Here is a 13364-nt window from a genome sequence, read left to right as displayed (position 1 = left end):
CGTTTCCTTTTTAATCGTGGATGAGGGGGGACTAGTTGTTATCCTGGGATTGACCAACATCAAGCGAAAAGCAAAGGACGGGTGCTCATGAGAAGAAATCATTGGGGATATACCTTTATGCTGAGTCTGCTGGGCTTGTCCATCCTGCTGGCCGGGTGTACGGTCTCGGGCAAAGGAACGGGCTCAAGCCAGGAAATTACCGTATGGAGCTTTACCGATGAGGCGAATTACGCCATTGATAAGTTTGAGAAGAAGTACCCCGGGGTCAAGGTGAACTTCGTCAACATCCCCGGCAACTTTTACATCACCAAGCTGAAATCCGCCTTGCAGACGGCTTCCAAGGCACCGGACGTGTTCATGCTCGAAAACGGGAACATCCGTGAGCTGATTGACGTTCCCTACCTGGAGAACCTCTCTGCGGCTCCGTACGATGCAAACAAGCTCATTCCTGAGCAGTATCCCTTCGTGCAAGCCAACGAAAAGGACTCTGAAGGGAACGTCAAAGCGCTGGGTTACCAGGCGACACCTGGAGGCATTTATTACCGCCGGGACCTGGCTAAACAATATTTGGGCACAGACGATCCGGAAGAAGTCAGCAAGCAGATTGACTCTTGGGACAAAATTTTCGACATCGGCGAAAGGGTTGCCAAAGAAAGCGGGGGCAAAGTGCACGCCCTGGCGAATTGGAACGCCATTTCCGTCTCATACGAAGGCATTCCATGGGTCAAGGACAACAAGCTTGTCATTAACGACGCTTACCTGAAGGTGCTCGATATGGTGAGGGAAGCGCGGCAGCGGCATGTGCTGGCCGAATTTGACGACGGGAGCGCCGGATATGCCGCTTCCATGCAAAAGGGCGAGGTGATGTTCTATCCGGGCGCAAGCTGGGCGCTGCAGTACACGTTCAAGGCGAATGCACCGGATACGTCGGGTAAATGGGGACTTGCGCACGGTCCGGCCTCATTCAGCTCCGGTGGAACGTATATCGCTATGTACAGCAAAAGCAAAAACAAGGATCTGGCGTGGAAATTTATCCACTTCTACAACTTCGACCACGAGTTTTTGACCGAGCTGGCCCATGACCAGGACTACTTTACGAGCAATCGGGTCGTGGACGACCAGTTGGCTCCGACGCTGACTTCCGCTTACCTGGGGAACCAGAAGCACTTCGAGTTCTTTTCCGAGGAAGCGAAAAACGTGCCGAGCTATCAGCGGACGCCTTTTGATACGGTGATCAACAATGACATTTACAAAAACGTGCTGCAGCTGTACCTGAACAACAAGATGAAGACGAAAGAAGAAGCCATCCAAAGAATTAAACGGGACGTCAAGCTCAGGTACCCCGAGCTGGAGGTGGATTGACGCTTAGCGGTTGATTATTCGGCTGCGACAACGTTGGAACAACCTATACCAGGAGGTGCGTCCATGTTTGCCAAATCGATACGGAAGGACCATTACGGTTATTTTTTCATTGCACCGTTCTTTATCATCTTTCTGCTGTTCGGATTGTATCCGATTTTATACTCGCTGTATATCAGCTTTACGAACTGGGACGGGATCCGGACGCCGGAATTCGTGGGGCTGGGTAACTACATTGCGGTATTCCACGACCCGATATTTTACAAAACTTTTCTCAACACGCTGTTTATTTGGGGCGTGTCCGTCATCCCTCAGCTGACCGTTTCGCTTGTGCTTGCCTTTATTTTAAACGAGAAGTTCGTCAAGGGAAGAAACATATTCCGTGCCGTCTACTTCTTCCCGCATATCGTCACCGCCGCTTCGCTGGGGCTGCTAGTAAGTCTGATCTTCGACTGGCAGTCGGGCGGGCTGAACCACTTTCTCGTCGAGAGCGGTTTCATCCACGATCCGATCAACTGGAAGAACAACGCCTGGTTCATGCGACTGATCGTGTCCTCGATTTTGTTCTTTCAATACTTCGGCTACTCCATGATCATTTATTTGGCCGGACTGCAGGGAATCGATCCTTCGCTGACCGAGGCCGCCCAAATCGACGGGGCTACGAAAAAGCACATTTTCCTGCACATCACGGTTCCGATGCTGAAACCGATCATTTTGTTCCAGGTCATCACCTCGATCATCGGCGGGATGCAGATCTTCGATCAGCCCTTTACCCTCACCAATGGCACGGGAGCGCCGGACCGCGCATCCATGACCAGCATCATGTACCTGTACAACGTCGCGTTTCAGAGCACGCGGTTTGGCTACGGAGCCGCCATCGCGTTTTGCCTGTTCATCATTATCATTCTGTTCTCCGTCCTTTCGTTTGTGCTGACGAACCGGAAGAAGGCTTGAGGAAGGAGTCGATAACATGGAAGCGATTAGACCGATCCGGCGGGAACTTCCCGTTGCCGCCAAGCCCAAACGCCGCCTGTCCGCCGGCATGGTGCTGCTGTATATTTTTCTGATCGGGTTTGCCATCATCTGTATCATCCCGTTTTATCTCATGCTGATCTACTCCAGCCACAGCAATGCCGACATCGCCTCATCGTTCATTTTTCTGCCGGGGAAGGATCTGTGGGCGAATTACAGCAACATGGCTGCAAAAATCAACATTTGGCGGGGATTCATGAACAGCTTCTTCATTGCTGGGTCCACGACGGTGCTGTCACTGTACATCGGGGCGCTGACGGCCTACGGCTTCGCCAAATTCCGGTTTAAAGGCAACAAGCAGCTGTTCTTCGCCCTGCTGGCCACGATGATGGTGCCCGGGCAGCTGGCCCTGATCGGGGTATACCGGCTGTTCAGCACATTCGGCCTGCTCGACAGCTACGCGGCTATCATTCTGCCGGCGGCGGCGAACGCCTTTAACGTCTTTTTCATCAAGCAGTTTATCGACGGAAGCATTCCGGACGAAATCATCGAATCGTCGCGGGTCGACGGTGCCGGCGAGTTCCGGACGTTCAACCAGATCATCCTGCCGATTCTGGGTCCTGCAGTTTCCGCACTCGGCATCTTTACGTTCATCGGCTCCTGGAACAACTTCCTCGGCCCGCTCGTTCTGTTCTTCTCGCAGAGCAAATATCCGCTGCCGGTTCTGGTCGCGCTCGTGCAGGGTTATTACGGGATGGACTACGGCCTGTTGTACCTGGGTGTGGCGATTTCCATCGTGCCGATCATCATCGTGTTTGCGGTCTTTTCCAAGCAGATCATCGGGAGCGTGGCGATTGGAGCCGTTAAAGGGTAACGCTGCGTCTGTCATATGAAAAATCTCGAGATGATGTAACGGCAACAAGGCTTTGGCATGGGACGGTTCTTGGGGGAAGACCCCGGAACCGTTTTTTTGCAGTTAGTTCCCGGTATGCGGCAAGCGGGCGGATTCTGGTCCCTTGGGATGGACTTTTTTAGGTGTTTATCAACCATGCCCCCACATGGTAAACTAGAATATACACAATCAACAGATATATAGACATTCGGCATTGAGAGGATGGATACAAAGTGCGAAACTATTTGGAGCTGCTGCAGGACATACTGGAACACGGTACCCCCAAGGAGGACCGGACCGGAACCGGCACGATTTCCGTCTTCGGACGACAGCTGCGGTTCGATCTGTCCCAGGGCTTCCCGCTCGTGACGACGAAGCGCATCCATTTGAAATCGGTCGTCCATGAGCTGCTGTGGTTTTTGAGCGGCGATACAAATATCCGGTACCTGAAAGAAAACGGCGTTTCCATATGGGACGAGTGGGCTGACGAGAACGGGGATTTGGGACCGGTGTACGGCTCTCAGTGGCGGAACTGGGAAGCACCGGACGGCACCCATATCGACCAGATTGCGAATGTGATCGAATCGATCAAGCGGAATCCGGATTCCCGCAGACATATCGTGAGCGCATGGAACGTGGCGGAGATTGAGAACATGAAGCTTCCTCCTTGCCATTTCGTATTCCAATTCTATGTGGCCGGGGGCAAATTGTCCTGCATGCTGACGATGCGTTCGGTCGACACGTTCCTCGGACTGCCGTTTAATATTGCCAGCTACGCGCTGCTAACGCACATGGTAGCCCAGCAATGCGGGCTCGAAGTCGGCGAATTCATTTGGTCCGGCGGCGATGTGCATATTTATTCAAACCATTTGGAACAGGTCAAAACCCAGCTGGAGCGCGAGCCATTTGAGCTGCCTCAGCTTGTGATCAAACGGAAGCCGGAATCGATTTTCGACTATAAGTTCGAGGATTTCGAGTTCGTGAATTATCTGCATCATCCAGGCATTAAGGCGCCGGTCGCCATCTAGCCGGCTTTCATTTTATGTTGAAGGGAGCTTTTTGACCATGACAATGACGTTTATCTGGGCCATGGGCTCAAACGGAGTAATAGGGCGGGACAACAAGCTTCCTTGGCGGCTTCCGCGGGATATGGCTTTTTTCAAGGAAAAGACGATGGGCAAAACGGTGCTCATGGGCCGCAAAACGTGGGAATCCTTCGGCGGTAAGCCGCTGCCTGGACGCGATAATGTTGTCCTGACCCGCGATCCGGATTACGAGGCACCGGGAGCCCAGATCATTCATACGATAGAAGAAGCGGTTGCGCTCGGCAAGAATAAAGAGATCATGGTGATCGGAGGAGCGGAGATTTACTATAAGCTTCTTCCGGTAGCGGACTGCCTGATCGTCACCCGGATCGACGAGACGTTTGAAGGCGACACCTACTTCCCTGAAGTTGACTTCGGGGACTGGATTCTGCAAGAAGAGATCGAAGGGATCACGGATGAGAAAAACCCGTATTCCTACCGTTTCTGCACCTATATCCGCAAAAGTTAACCGAAATTCATGTTATCATGACATGTGATCTCGATGTGAAATAGTACAAATAATTATGCGGATAATCCATTTAATATTCAAAGTTTCAAATGATACTATAATTGAAATATCTATGTAGAATGAACTTGAGCGTATCATGCTCTAACACGAAAGCTGCGCCGTGGTAAGGGGATAATACATGCACAGGCTCGGGTTCAATCTATCTACGTGTCGTTAATGTGATAGATAGGAAGTAACTTTCAACAAGATAGAAAAGAACGGATGGGGGAAAATGCGTCATGTCAACACCAACAGGCTTTATGGAGTACAGCCGCCAGCTTCCGGCGGATCGCGATCCTGCAGAGCGGATTAAGGATTGGGAAGAGTTCCATAAACATATGTCCGAAGAAGAACTGCGCACCCAGGGCGCACGCTGTATGGATTGCGGAACACCTTACTGTCATACGGGAATCGATATGGCTGGAGGCACCTCGGGCTGCCCGGTCAACAATTTGATTCCGGAATGGAACAACCTCATCTACCGCGGCTTGTGGAGAGAAGCGCTGGAGCGCCTGCATAAAACGAACAACTTTCCGGAGTTCACCGGCCGGATTTGTCCTGCTCCATGCGAAGGCTCTTGTACCGTCGGCCTGATCGGCCAGCCGGTAACGATCAAGACGATCGAGCAGGCCATTATTGATAAAGGATTTGAAGAAGGATGGGTTGTGCCAAACCCACCGGAGAAACGTACAGGCAAACGCGTGGCGGTCGTGGGCTCGGGCCCGGCAGGACTGGCCGCGGCGGCACAGCTGAACAAAGCGGGCCACAGCGTGACGGTGTACGAGCGTGCGGACCGCATCGGCGGCCTGCTGATGTACGGCATCCCGTCGATGAAGCTCGACAAATCCGTTGTTCAGCGCCGTGTGGACCTGCTCGCAGCAGAAGGCATCCAGTTTATTACGAATACCGAAATCGGCAAGGACATTCCTGCACAGCAGCTCGTTGACGACTATGATGCAGTCGTGTTGTGCGGCGGAGCCACCAAACCGCGCGAATTCAACATTGAAGGCAGCGATCTGAACGGGGTTCATTATGCCATGACGTACTTGAACGGTACGATCAAGAGCTTTCTGGACTCGGGTCTTGCCGACGGGAACTACATCTCCGCAGAAGGGAAAGACGTCATCGTGATCGGCGGCGGCGACACCGGTTCGGACTGCGTTGCAACAGCACTCCGTCATGGCTGTGCAAGCATAACGCAGTTTGGTACGCATGAGAAGGCGCCGCTGGAGCGCGATCCGATCAACAACCCTTGGCCGCAGTTCCCGAACGTATACACGCTGGATTACGCCCAGGAAGAGGCGAAAGCGGTCTTCGGCAGCGATCCGCGCGAATTTTCCATCATGACCACCAAATTTGTGGGTGATGACGAAGGAAACCTCCAAGAGCTGCACACCGTTCAAATTCAGCGGATGGTGGACGAAACCGGGCGTAAAATCTACCAGCCGATTCCGGGAACGGAGCGGGTATTCAAAGCGCAAATGGCGCTGATCGCCATCGGCTTCGACGGACCGGAGCAGACGATTACCGAACAGCTCGGCCTTGAAACGGACCGCCGCTCGAATGTAAAAGCGCGGAAGGGTAAATACAACACAAACGTGGACAAAGTTTTCGCAGCCGGCGACATGCGCCGCGGCCAAAGCTTGGTCGTATGGGCCATCAACGAAGGCCGCGAAGCTGCCCGTGAAGTGGACAAATATTTGATGGGCTCGACAGTGCTGGTATAAGATCGTCGGCTCATGACCCGGGTTTGATAGGACAGCAGCTCCGCATTGTTGGCGGGGCTGCTGTTTTTTCTGTATCAGGTCAAATACCATGTAAGGAGGCAGAAATCGATGGGACAAATAACGGCTTATCGGGAAGAGGATCATGATTATTTGGTAGAGTTGTGGTACCGGGCGGTTCGTGAGACACATGCCTTTTTAACCGAGACAGATATCGCGTTTTACCGCCGGATTGTAGACGAGCAGGCGCTGAAGCATGTGGAGGTGTGGGTGGAAAAGGATGACAGCGGCGTCCCCTTGGGCTTCATCGGGCTGGACGGCAGTATGGTGGAAATGCTGTTCGTCGATCCCGACCGGCATGGACAAGGCATCGGCACCCGTTTACTCCGGTATGCGGAGCAGCTGAAGGGAAGCCGGCTGCGGGTCGACGTCAACGAGCAGAACGACGGGGCATACGCATTTTATCAGCGGTATGGATTTGTACGGACGGGAAGGTCCGAGCTGGATGGCTCCGGACGGCCGTTCCCGCTCCTGCATTTGGAGCTGAAACGGTGAAATGGGCAGGCTATCAACCTGCCTCTTTAAAAACATCATGCTCTCCCAAGGTCTGGGATTATCCAATGGGGAGCTGCTGATACAGAGTTAAGTTAAAAAATGCATCCGAAGCGAGGGCTCCCTTTTCATGGAGCTTCGCCGGGTGCTTTTTCCGCTTTGGCTTTCTGGAAATAATCAAACCACAAGCCTTTAATGTATTCTACCGGATCGATCAGTCCTTCTTCGATGCACAGCTCGACCAGCAAGTGAACCCCGAAGAACTGCCGCCGGTTTCGGTCATGGATACTCGATAACGCCTCCAACGTCACTTTCTTCGCTTTCTCAACGCTGTGCTGCTCGACGCCATGCACAATTTCTTTCATGTTTTCCAGCACATAAACCGTCTTCCTTAATGTACGAATCAGCAAAATTTGCCGGACATGCGTGGGGGTAAACAGCCTGTACCCGTTTTCGGGATCCCGTTCCGGCTGGATCAGCCCTTCTTTTTCCCAATGCCGGATCGCCGAGGGCTGCACATCCGTAAGCTCAGCTGCTTCGCCGATCGTCATGCGGCCCTTCAATCGTTTGCCCGAGACAAGCGGCAGTTCGGGATTCTGGAGCAAAGCCAGGGTCTGTTCGGCAACCGTTTTTTCATGCTGCAGACGAGCCTGCTCCTGATTGACGAGCCAGAAGGCTCCGTCCATGTCACGCTGTTGAATCAAGCGAAGCACTTCAGAGGTAATCCCGACGCCGAATCCTGAAAACATAGCCCGCAGGCAGCGGAAATAAGCCAGGTGCAGCTGGGTGTACAGGCGGTAGCCGTTATCCGACCGCTCCGGCTCGGGGACTACCCCCCAAGATTCATAGTGGCGCAGGGCGCTTGTGCTGATATACAATTCCCTGGCGATTTCGATCGGCTTATAATAACGCATTTCCCTTTCCTCCTTTTGCGCTTGGACGATTTTCACTCCCCCCAAGGATAACATGCCGGAAAACACTGCACAAAAAGCTTTAAGTGAAATGATAATGTTCCGTTACAGGGTTACTGTGAATTCCAGTGAAAATTTAAGCCAGCTTTCCCATTTGCATGAGTGTTATAAAATTTGGGTGTAAGTTGAATTTCAAGCGCTAGGTAGGAGGTAGAACATGAAACAAGAAGCAGCCGTTGACGTGCGCGGGTTAAGAAAAGCTTACGGCAAGGAGGATGTTCTGAAGGGATTGGACCTGCGGGTTGAGCAGGGAACCGTGTACGGCGTACTCGGCCCCAACGGGGCAGGTAAGACGACGCTGATCGGCATTTTGTCCACGCTGCTCGCACCGGATTCCGGTTCGGTCCGGATCTTTGGACTCGACGTCGTGCGGGATGCCGATGCCGTGCGCCGAAGGATCGGGCTCACCGGGCAATTCGCCGCGGTGGACGAGGGGATGAGCGGCCGCGATAATCTGGTCCTCTTCGGCAGGCTGGCGGGTTATTCCGCCAAAACAGCCAAAGTGCGGGCCGAACAGCTGTTGGATGCATTTGGCCTGACCGATGCGGCCGGGCGTTCGGCCGGAAAGTATTCCGGGGGCATGCGGAGGAGGCTGGATATTGCGGCGGCGATGCTCGTCGCCCCGGACCTTCTGTTTTTGGACGAACCGACGACCGGTCTAGATCCGCGGAGCCGCAGCGAAGTGTGGGATATCGTGCGCGCTTTGGTAGACCATGGCACAACCGTGGTGTTGACGACCCAGTATCTGGAGGAAGCGGACCAGCTTGCGGACCGCGTGGCAGTGATCGGCGGGGGCTCCGTCATCGCCGAAGGAACGCCCGCCGAACTAAAGGCTTCCATCGGTTCAGGCTCGATTCAAATCCGGCTGGCCGATCCGAAGCAGCGGGGGGAAGCCGAGCAGGTCCTGCGGCGCGTGCTTCGAACAGAAGCCAGGCTTCATGCGAACCCCGCCGAACTATCGGCTCAAGTCTCCGATCCGCGGCAGGCTGCGCTGGCGCTGACGGAACTCAGTGAGGCAGGCATTTATACGCACCAATATTCGCTTGGAGAGCCTAGTCTTGATGAGGTTTTTCTCACGCTGACCGGCAGGAGCGCTCGAGCAGAAACTTTGAAGGAGGAGAACCAATGAGCGAACCACAGTCCAAAATGCTGGCCGCCCTGAACTTGAGGGAGCGCCCGCCGCGGCCGAGTGCGCCGCAGGCGGTATTGACCTTTATTTGGCGATCATGGCGGAAAACGAGCGGCAACGCGGCTTATTTAGCGATCGATTCGATTATTTTCCCGGCGGTCTTTCTGCTGATCTTTACGTATTTGTTCGGCGGCGCCATCTCCGGATCAACGGGAAATTACCTGCAGTATCTGCTGCCGGGCATGATGGTGTATACCGTCACCACCATGACGGTGTACATCGGCATCAATCTCAAAACAGATATCGAACGCGGTGTCTTCAACCGATTTCGAACGCTGCCGTTATGGCAGCCCGCTGCGATCATCGGCACGATGGCCATCAACCTCGTTTCCTTCGCCGTGGGGCTCATTACGACGTTAGGGCTCGGAATGCTGCTAGGATTCCGTCCGGAAGCGGGATGGTCTGGAGTGCTGTTGTCCATGCTGCTCGTCATGCTTTATGCTTTCAGTTTCAGCTGGATTTTTGCTTGCCTGGGGTTGACCGTGCGGAAAACCGAATCGCTCACGACGATGTCCTATCTCGTGCTGTATCCGCTCATGTTTACGAGCAACGTGTTTGCCGATACGTCCACCATGCCGGATTGGCTGGGTCCGGTCGTTGCTTACAATCCCGTCAGCCTGGCTTCCGCATCCGCCCGGGCATTGATACACGGTACGGCGGGTACGGCTGCCATGACAACCACGCTGATAAGCTTGGGATGTATCATTGCCGTGTTTATGCCGCTTGCATTTCAGCTTTACCGCAAAAAAAGCAAGTGACCGAAACCAAAGAAAACTTCGTCAGGGACTGGCACTGCTTTGATTGTAACCCTCCCCGATCTATGGAGCGGGAGGCCCCGCCGCCAAGAGATGACTCTCTAAAGGCTTTCCCGCTTGCATTGAAAAACGGGCCTCTCGTATGCTATCATAATTTAGAGTCAATTCTATCAGAACGTGGAAGTTATCCATGAATAAACCGGCCGGGAGCAGCTATTCTCGGCCTTTTTCCATGCGGGGAGCGAATGATTGTTGAAAACTCTAGTCATAGCAGAAAAACCGGATATGGGGCGCAACATTGCCGCAGTCATTGAGCCGAGGGCGAAGAATGCCCGTTCCTATCTGGAGGGGGAGCAGTATATTATTACCTGGGCCATCGGACATCTCGTCGGTTTGGCAGAGCCGGATGCCTATGATGACCGGTACAAGAAATGGAACTTTCGTGATCTGCCGATCATGCCCGACCAATTCAAAATCGTGCCGCATTATAAAACGAAAGACCAGCTGAAAACGATCGGGGAGCTGGCAAAACGCTGCGACCGGATCGTGAATGCCTGCGATGCGGGACGGGAGGGGCAGTACATCTTTGCACTGATTCAGCAGCAGCTGAAGCTGAAGCAGCCCGTCCGGCGGCTGTGGATTTCGGACCTGACCGCGGAGAGCATCGCCCAGGGCTTCAGGGAGCTGCGCGCCGCCGAGGAGTTCGAAAATTTGACGCAGGCCGCCAGGGCCCGCAGCGAGGCCGACTGGCTTATCGGCATGAACGCGACCCGGGCGTTTACAACCAAGCATAACACCCTGCTGTCCGTCGGGCGGGTTCAGACGCCCGTGCTGGCGCTCATTTATGACCGGCAGAAGGAAATCGAGTCGTTTGAATCTCTGACGTATTACGAGGTTAAGGCTCATTTTCGCCAAGAGGCGCTGGAGTACACGGGAACGTGGCAGGGAGACCGGCTGACCTCCAAGGAGAAGGCTGAGGCGATTGCCGCGAGGGTCAAAGGGAAGGAAGGCAAAATCGCCAAATACGAAGTGAAAGATACGAAGGAGTATCCTTTTAAGCTGTACGACCTGACGCTGCTGCAGCGGGACGCAAACGCCAAGTTCGGTTTCTCCGCCAAGAAGACGCTGGACATCGCGCAGGCATTGTATGAACGGCATAAGGTGATTTCATATCCGCGGACCAACTCGAATTACGTCAATGAGCAAAATATTGAAGGGATGCATAAGGCGCTGCATATGCTGAAATCCACTTCATATCAGGAACAGGCTGAAGGGGCCAACGCATCCCTGGTGCACAAGAACAACAAGGCGATCTGCAATCCGGAGAAGGTTGAGGATCACCATGCCATCCTGCCGACGCTTAAGCGGCCCGGCCAGCTGGGCAAGGAGGAACAGCAGCTGTACGACCTGATCATCCTGCGGTTTTTGTCCCAGTTCTATCCGCCCGCCTTGTACAAGCAGCATACCGTCCTGACCGAAGTCGAGGGGGACCTGTTCAAAACGAACGTGAAGGAGCTGCTGTCGCTGGGATGGAAGGTGCTGATGCCGAGCACCGATAAGAGCGGGAAGAAAACGAAATCCGCAAAGCAGGAGGAAGAGGAAGAAAATCTGGAGTGGAATGACCGGGCTTTCGATCTGGATCCCGAGAAGCCGGTGAAATGCGGCAAGAGCGAAGCCAAAGAGAAAGCCACGCAGCCGCCAAAGAGCTATACGGAGGGCACCCTTCTGAAGGCGATGGAAAGCGCGGGCCGGACGATTGAAAACGACGAGCTGCGTGACGCGATGAAGGACAGCGGTCTCGGCACGCCGGCCACCCGGGCGGCGACGATCGAACGGCTGAAGAAGGTCGGGTATATCGCTATGCAGGGCAAAAAGATCACGATTACCCAGAAGGGCCGGACGGCGGTCGAGCTCATTCGCCAGGCAGGCGTTGAGCTATTGACTTCTCCCGAGATGACCGGGCAGTGGGAGCGGCGTCTGCATCAAATATCCAAGGGCGAGGCAGCCTCGGTTAAATTTATGGACAATGTCCGCAAATTTACGGTCTCCATCATCGAGAAGGTTGGTGTCCAGCAGGCGGCGCCATCTTCGCTCTTCGGTACGGATCAGGAACAAGGTCGGGGGAAGTCGCGCTCAAGGTCGGCAGCAGGGAAGGGCAGGCGGGGTACAGGGACCGCTTCGCGAACGGCCCGCACGGAAACGGCCGCTGCTGCCGCGGCCCCCGCACCGCCGGGGGAACGGCTGACACACGGTCCATGTCCGCGGCCGGGCTGCCACGGCCAGATTATCGAAGGCAAAAAGGGTTACGGCTGTACCGCGTTCAAAGACGGCTGCGGCTTTGTGATCTGGAAGGAGTTCTCTGGCAAAAAAATCAGCGCCAACATGCTGAAATCGCTGCTGGCTTCCGGCCGTACGCAGCTGCTGTCCTTCAGCGGAAACGGCGAATCGTATAAAGCGCGGATCGTGCTGCAGGATCGAAGTTCCGGTAAGCTGAGCCTCGAGCGTTCGACATAAATCAAACCAAAAAGAACGGACCCTGGCGGGCCCGCTCTTTTTTTGCCTTTTTTATAGAGGCGGCACATTCACTGTCTCAAGGCGTTCGCGGAAGTTACGATGCTCTTGCTGTGAATAACCTCGGGAACTTCCTCGATGCTTGTGACCGTGTACAGGGAGCTGTCCGGCTTCTTCTGCAGCTCCACCATGTTATAAATCCATTCGTTCTGCTGTTTGATATAGATGCTGTGGATTCCTGCCGATAATGCCGGCATCACATCGGTGCGCAGGGAGTTGCCGATCATCCAGGTGGAAGGGCGGTAGAAGCCGCCCTGCTTCAGGATGTTCTCCAGCGTCGCTTCGTTTTTGTGCTGCGTAATGTAGATCCGGTCGTCGAAGTACTGGCTCAGCTTCATCTGGTCAATCTTCCGCTGTTGTATCGCCGTTTCCCCGCCGGTATACAAGTACAGGTGATGTCCCTTCGATTTCAGCGACTCCAGCGTCTCCACCATGCCCGGATAGGGCTCCACTTCCTGCTCGTACACGCTCAAGCCGAGCTCCATCAGCTGTTGTTCTTCGTCCGGCTGAACGGGGCGGTTAAACTTGCGGCTGAAGAAGCGGTATGTCTCGATCAGCGATTTGGGGAAGATGCCGCTGCTGAAGCCAGCTTGGCTGACGGCCGCGACGTCGATTTCGATTTGCTTGCTGCGAATCTCTTCTGTCTTGATCTGGTGGGGCTTAAACCATTGTTGTACCCATTCAAAAAACTCCCCGAGGACGATGCCGAAATACTTGTTGCAGTGGATCAGCGTGTCATCCAAATCGAACAGAATATGCTGCTCAGGTGCTTTCACGTTAGGTCAC

12 protein-coding genes are annotated in these 13364 nt (G+C 54.2%); 10 read left to right on the top strand and 2 right to left on the bottom strand.

The window, feature by feature from the left end; translation table 11 throughout:
* Nucleotides 1-87: 87 nt before the first annotated feature.
* From GCU45_RS03810 to GCU45_RS03780, 7 genes are all read left to right on the top strand, one after another.
* Nucleotides 88-1362: an ABC transporter substrate-binding protein gene (locus tag GCU45_RS03810; protein WP_244364426.1), complete on the top strand. Its 1275-nt coding sequence runs from the start codon at nucleotides 88-90 to the stop codon at nucleotides 1360-1362.
* A 63-nt stretch (nucleotides 1363-1425) separates the two neighbouring features.
* Nucleotides 1426-2313, top strand: coding sequence for a carbohydrate ABC transporter permease (locus GCU45_RS03805; RefSeq protein WP_152398128.1), 888 nt, complete (start codon nucleotides 1426-1428; stop codon nucleotides 2311-2313).
* A gap of 16 nt (nucleotides 2314-2329) precedes the next feature.
* Nucleotides 2330-3205: a carbohydrate ABC transporter permease gene (locus GCU45_RS03800; RefSeq protein WP_152398127.1), complete on the top strand. Its 876-nt coding sequence runs from the start codon at nucleotides 2330-2332 to the stop codon at nucleotides 3203-3205.
* 251 nt (nucleotides 3206-3456) lie between these two features.
* Nucleotides 3457-4251 carry a thymidylate synthase gene (gene thyA, locus GCU45_RS03795; RefSeq protein WP_152398126.1) on the top strand — a complete coding sequence of 265 codons (795 nt, stop codon included), beginning with the start codon at nucleotides 3457-3459 and terminating at the stop codon, nucleotides 4249-4251.
* A gap of 37 nt (nucleotides 4252-4288) precedes the next feature.
* Nucleotides 4289-4777, top strand: coding sequence for a dihydrofolate reductase (locus tag GCU45_RS03790; protein ID WP_152398125.1), 489 nt, complete (start codon nucleotides 4289-4291; stop codon nucleotides 4775-4777).
* Between the two features lie 278 nt (nucleotides 4778-5055).
* Entirely contained in the window at nucleotides 5056-6543 is a 1488-nt protein-coding gene (locus GCU45_RS03785; RefSeq protein ID WP_152398124.1) for a glutamate synthase subunit beta, read from the top strand.
* 108 nt (nucleotides 6544-6651) lie between these two features.
* Nucleotides 6652-7095, top strand: coding sequence for a GNAT family N-acetyltransferase (locus tag GCU45_RS03780; protein WP_152398123.1), 444 nt, complete (start codon nucleotides 6652-6654; stop codon nucleotides 7093-7095).
* Nucleotides 7096-7220: 125 nt separating this feature from the next.
* On the opposite strand, the gene GCU45_RS03775 is transcribed toward GCU45_RS03780, so the two are convergent.
* Entirely contained in the window at nucleotides 7221-8006 is a 786-nt protein-coding gene (locus GCU45_RS03775) for a TioE family transcriptional regulator (RefSeq protein ID WP_076171356.1), read from the bottom strand.
* A gap of 214 nt (nucleotides 8007-8220) precedes the next feature.
* Here GCU45_RS03775 and GCU45_RS03770 point away from each other — a divergent pair, with 214 nt between their 5' ends.
* From GCU45_RS03770 to GCU45_RS03760, 3 genes are all read left to right on the top strand, one after another.
* Nucleotides 8221-9192: an ATP-binding cassette domain-containing protein gene (locus GCU45_RS03770; RefSeq protein ID WP_152398122.1), complete on the top strand. Its 972-nt coding sequence runs from the start codon at nucleotides 8221-8223 to the stop codon at nucleotides 9190-9192.
* Entirely contained in the window at nucleotides 9189-10010 is an 822-nt protein-coding gene (locus GCU45_RS03765; protein WP_152398121.1) for an ABC transporter permease, read from the top strand. Before GCU45_RS03770 ends, GCU45_RS03765 begins: the two co-directional genes overlap by 4 nt.
* Nucleotides 10011-10259: 249 nt before the next feature.
* The gene (locus GCU45_RS03760; protein WP_152398120.1) at nucleotides 10260-12521 is read left to right on the top strand and encodes a type IA DNA topoisomerase; all 2262 of its coding nucleotides are present in this window, start codon (nucleotides 10260-10262) and stop codon (nucleotides 12519-12521) included.
* A 68-nt stretch (nucleotides 12522-12589) separates the two neighbouring features.
* Here GCU45_RS03760 and GCU45_RS03755 read toward each other — a convergent pair whose 3' ends face one another.
* Nucleotides 12590-13354, bottom strand: coding sequence for an HAD family hydrolase (locus GCU45_RS03755; RefSeq protein WP_152398119.1), 765 nt, complete (start codon nucleotides 13352-13354; stop codon nucleotides 12590-12592).
* Between the last annotated feature and the right edge of the window lie 10 nt (nucleotides 13355-13364).

The sequence above is a fragment of the Paenibacillus cellulositrophicus genome (assembly GCF_009363095.1).
In the GTDB taxonomy this organism is placed as follows: domain Bacteria; phylum Bacillota; class Bacilli; order Paenibacillales; family Paenibacillaceae; genus Paenibacillus_AQ; species Paenibacillus_AQ favisporus.
This window is presented reverse-complemented; position numbering and strand designations above follow the sequence as displayed.

Coding starts and splice junctions, on each gene's coding strand:
- GCU45_RS03780 (WP_152398123.1), top strand. CDS start 6,652: ATGGGACAAATAACGGCTTATCGGGAAGAGGATCATGATTATTTGGTA.
- GCU45_RS03765 (WP_152398121.1), top strand. CDS start 9,189: ATGAGCGAACCACAGTCCAAAATGCTGGCCGCCCTGAACTTGAGGGAG.
- GCU45_RS03775 (WP_076171356.1), bottom strand. CDS start 8,006: ATGCGTTATTATAAGCCGATCGAAATCGCCAGGGAATTGTATATCAGC.
- GCU45_RS03800 (WP_152398127.1), top strand. CDS start 2,330: ATGGAAGCGATTAGACCGATCCGGCGGGAACTTCCCGTTGCCGCCAAG.
- GCU45_RS03785 (WP_152398124.1), top strand. CDS start 5,056: ATGTCAACACCAACAGGCTTTATGGAGTACAGCCGCCAGCTTCCGGCG.
- GCU45_RS03805 (WP_152398128.1), top strand. CDS start 1,426: ATGTTTGCCAAATCGATACGGAAGGACCATTACGGTTATTTTTTCATT.
- GCU45_RS03790 (WP_152398125.1), top strand. CDS start 4,289: ATGACAATGACGTTTATCTGGGCCATGGGCTCAAACGGAGTAATAGGG.
- GCU45_RS03810 (WP_244364426.1), top strand. CDS start 88: ATGAGAAGAAATCATTGGGGATATACCTTTATGCTGAGTCTGCTGGGC.
- GCU45_RS03770 (WP_152398122.1), top strand. CDS start 8,221: ATGAAACAAGAAGCAGCCGTTGACGTGCGCGGGTTAAGAAAAGCTTAC.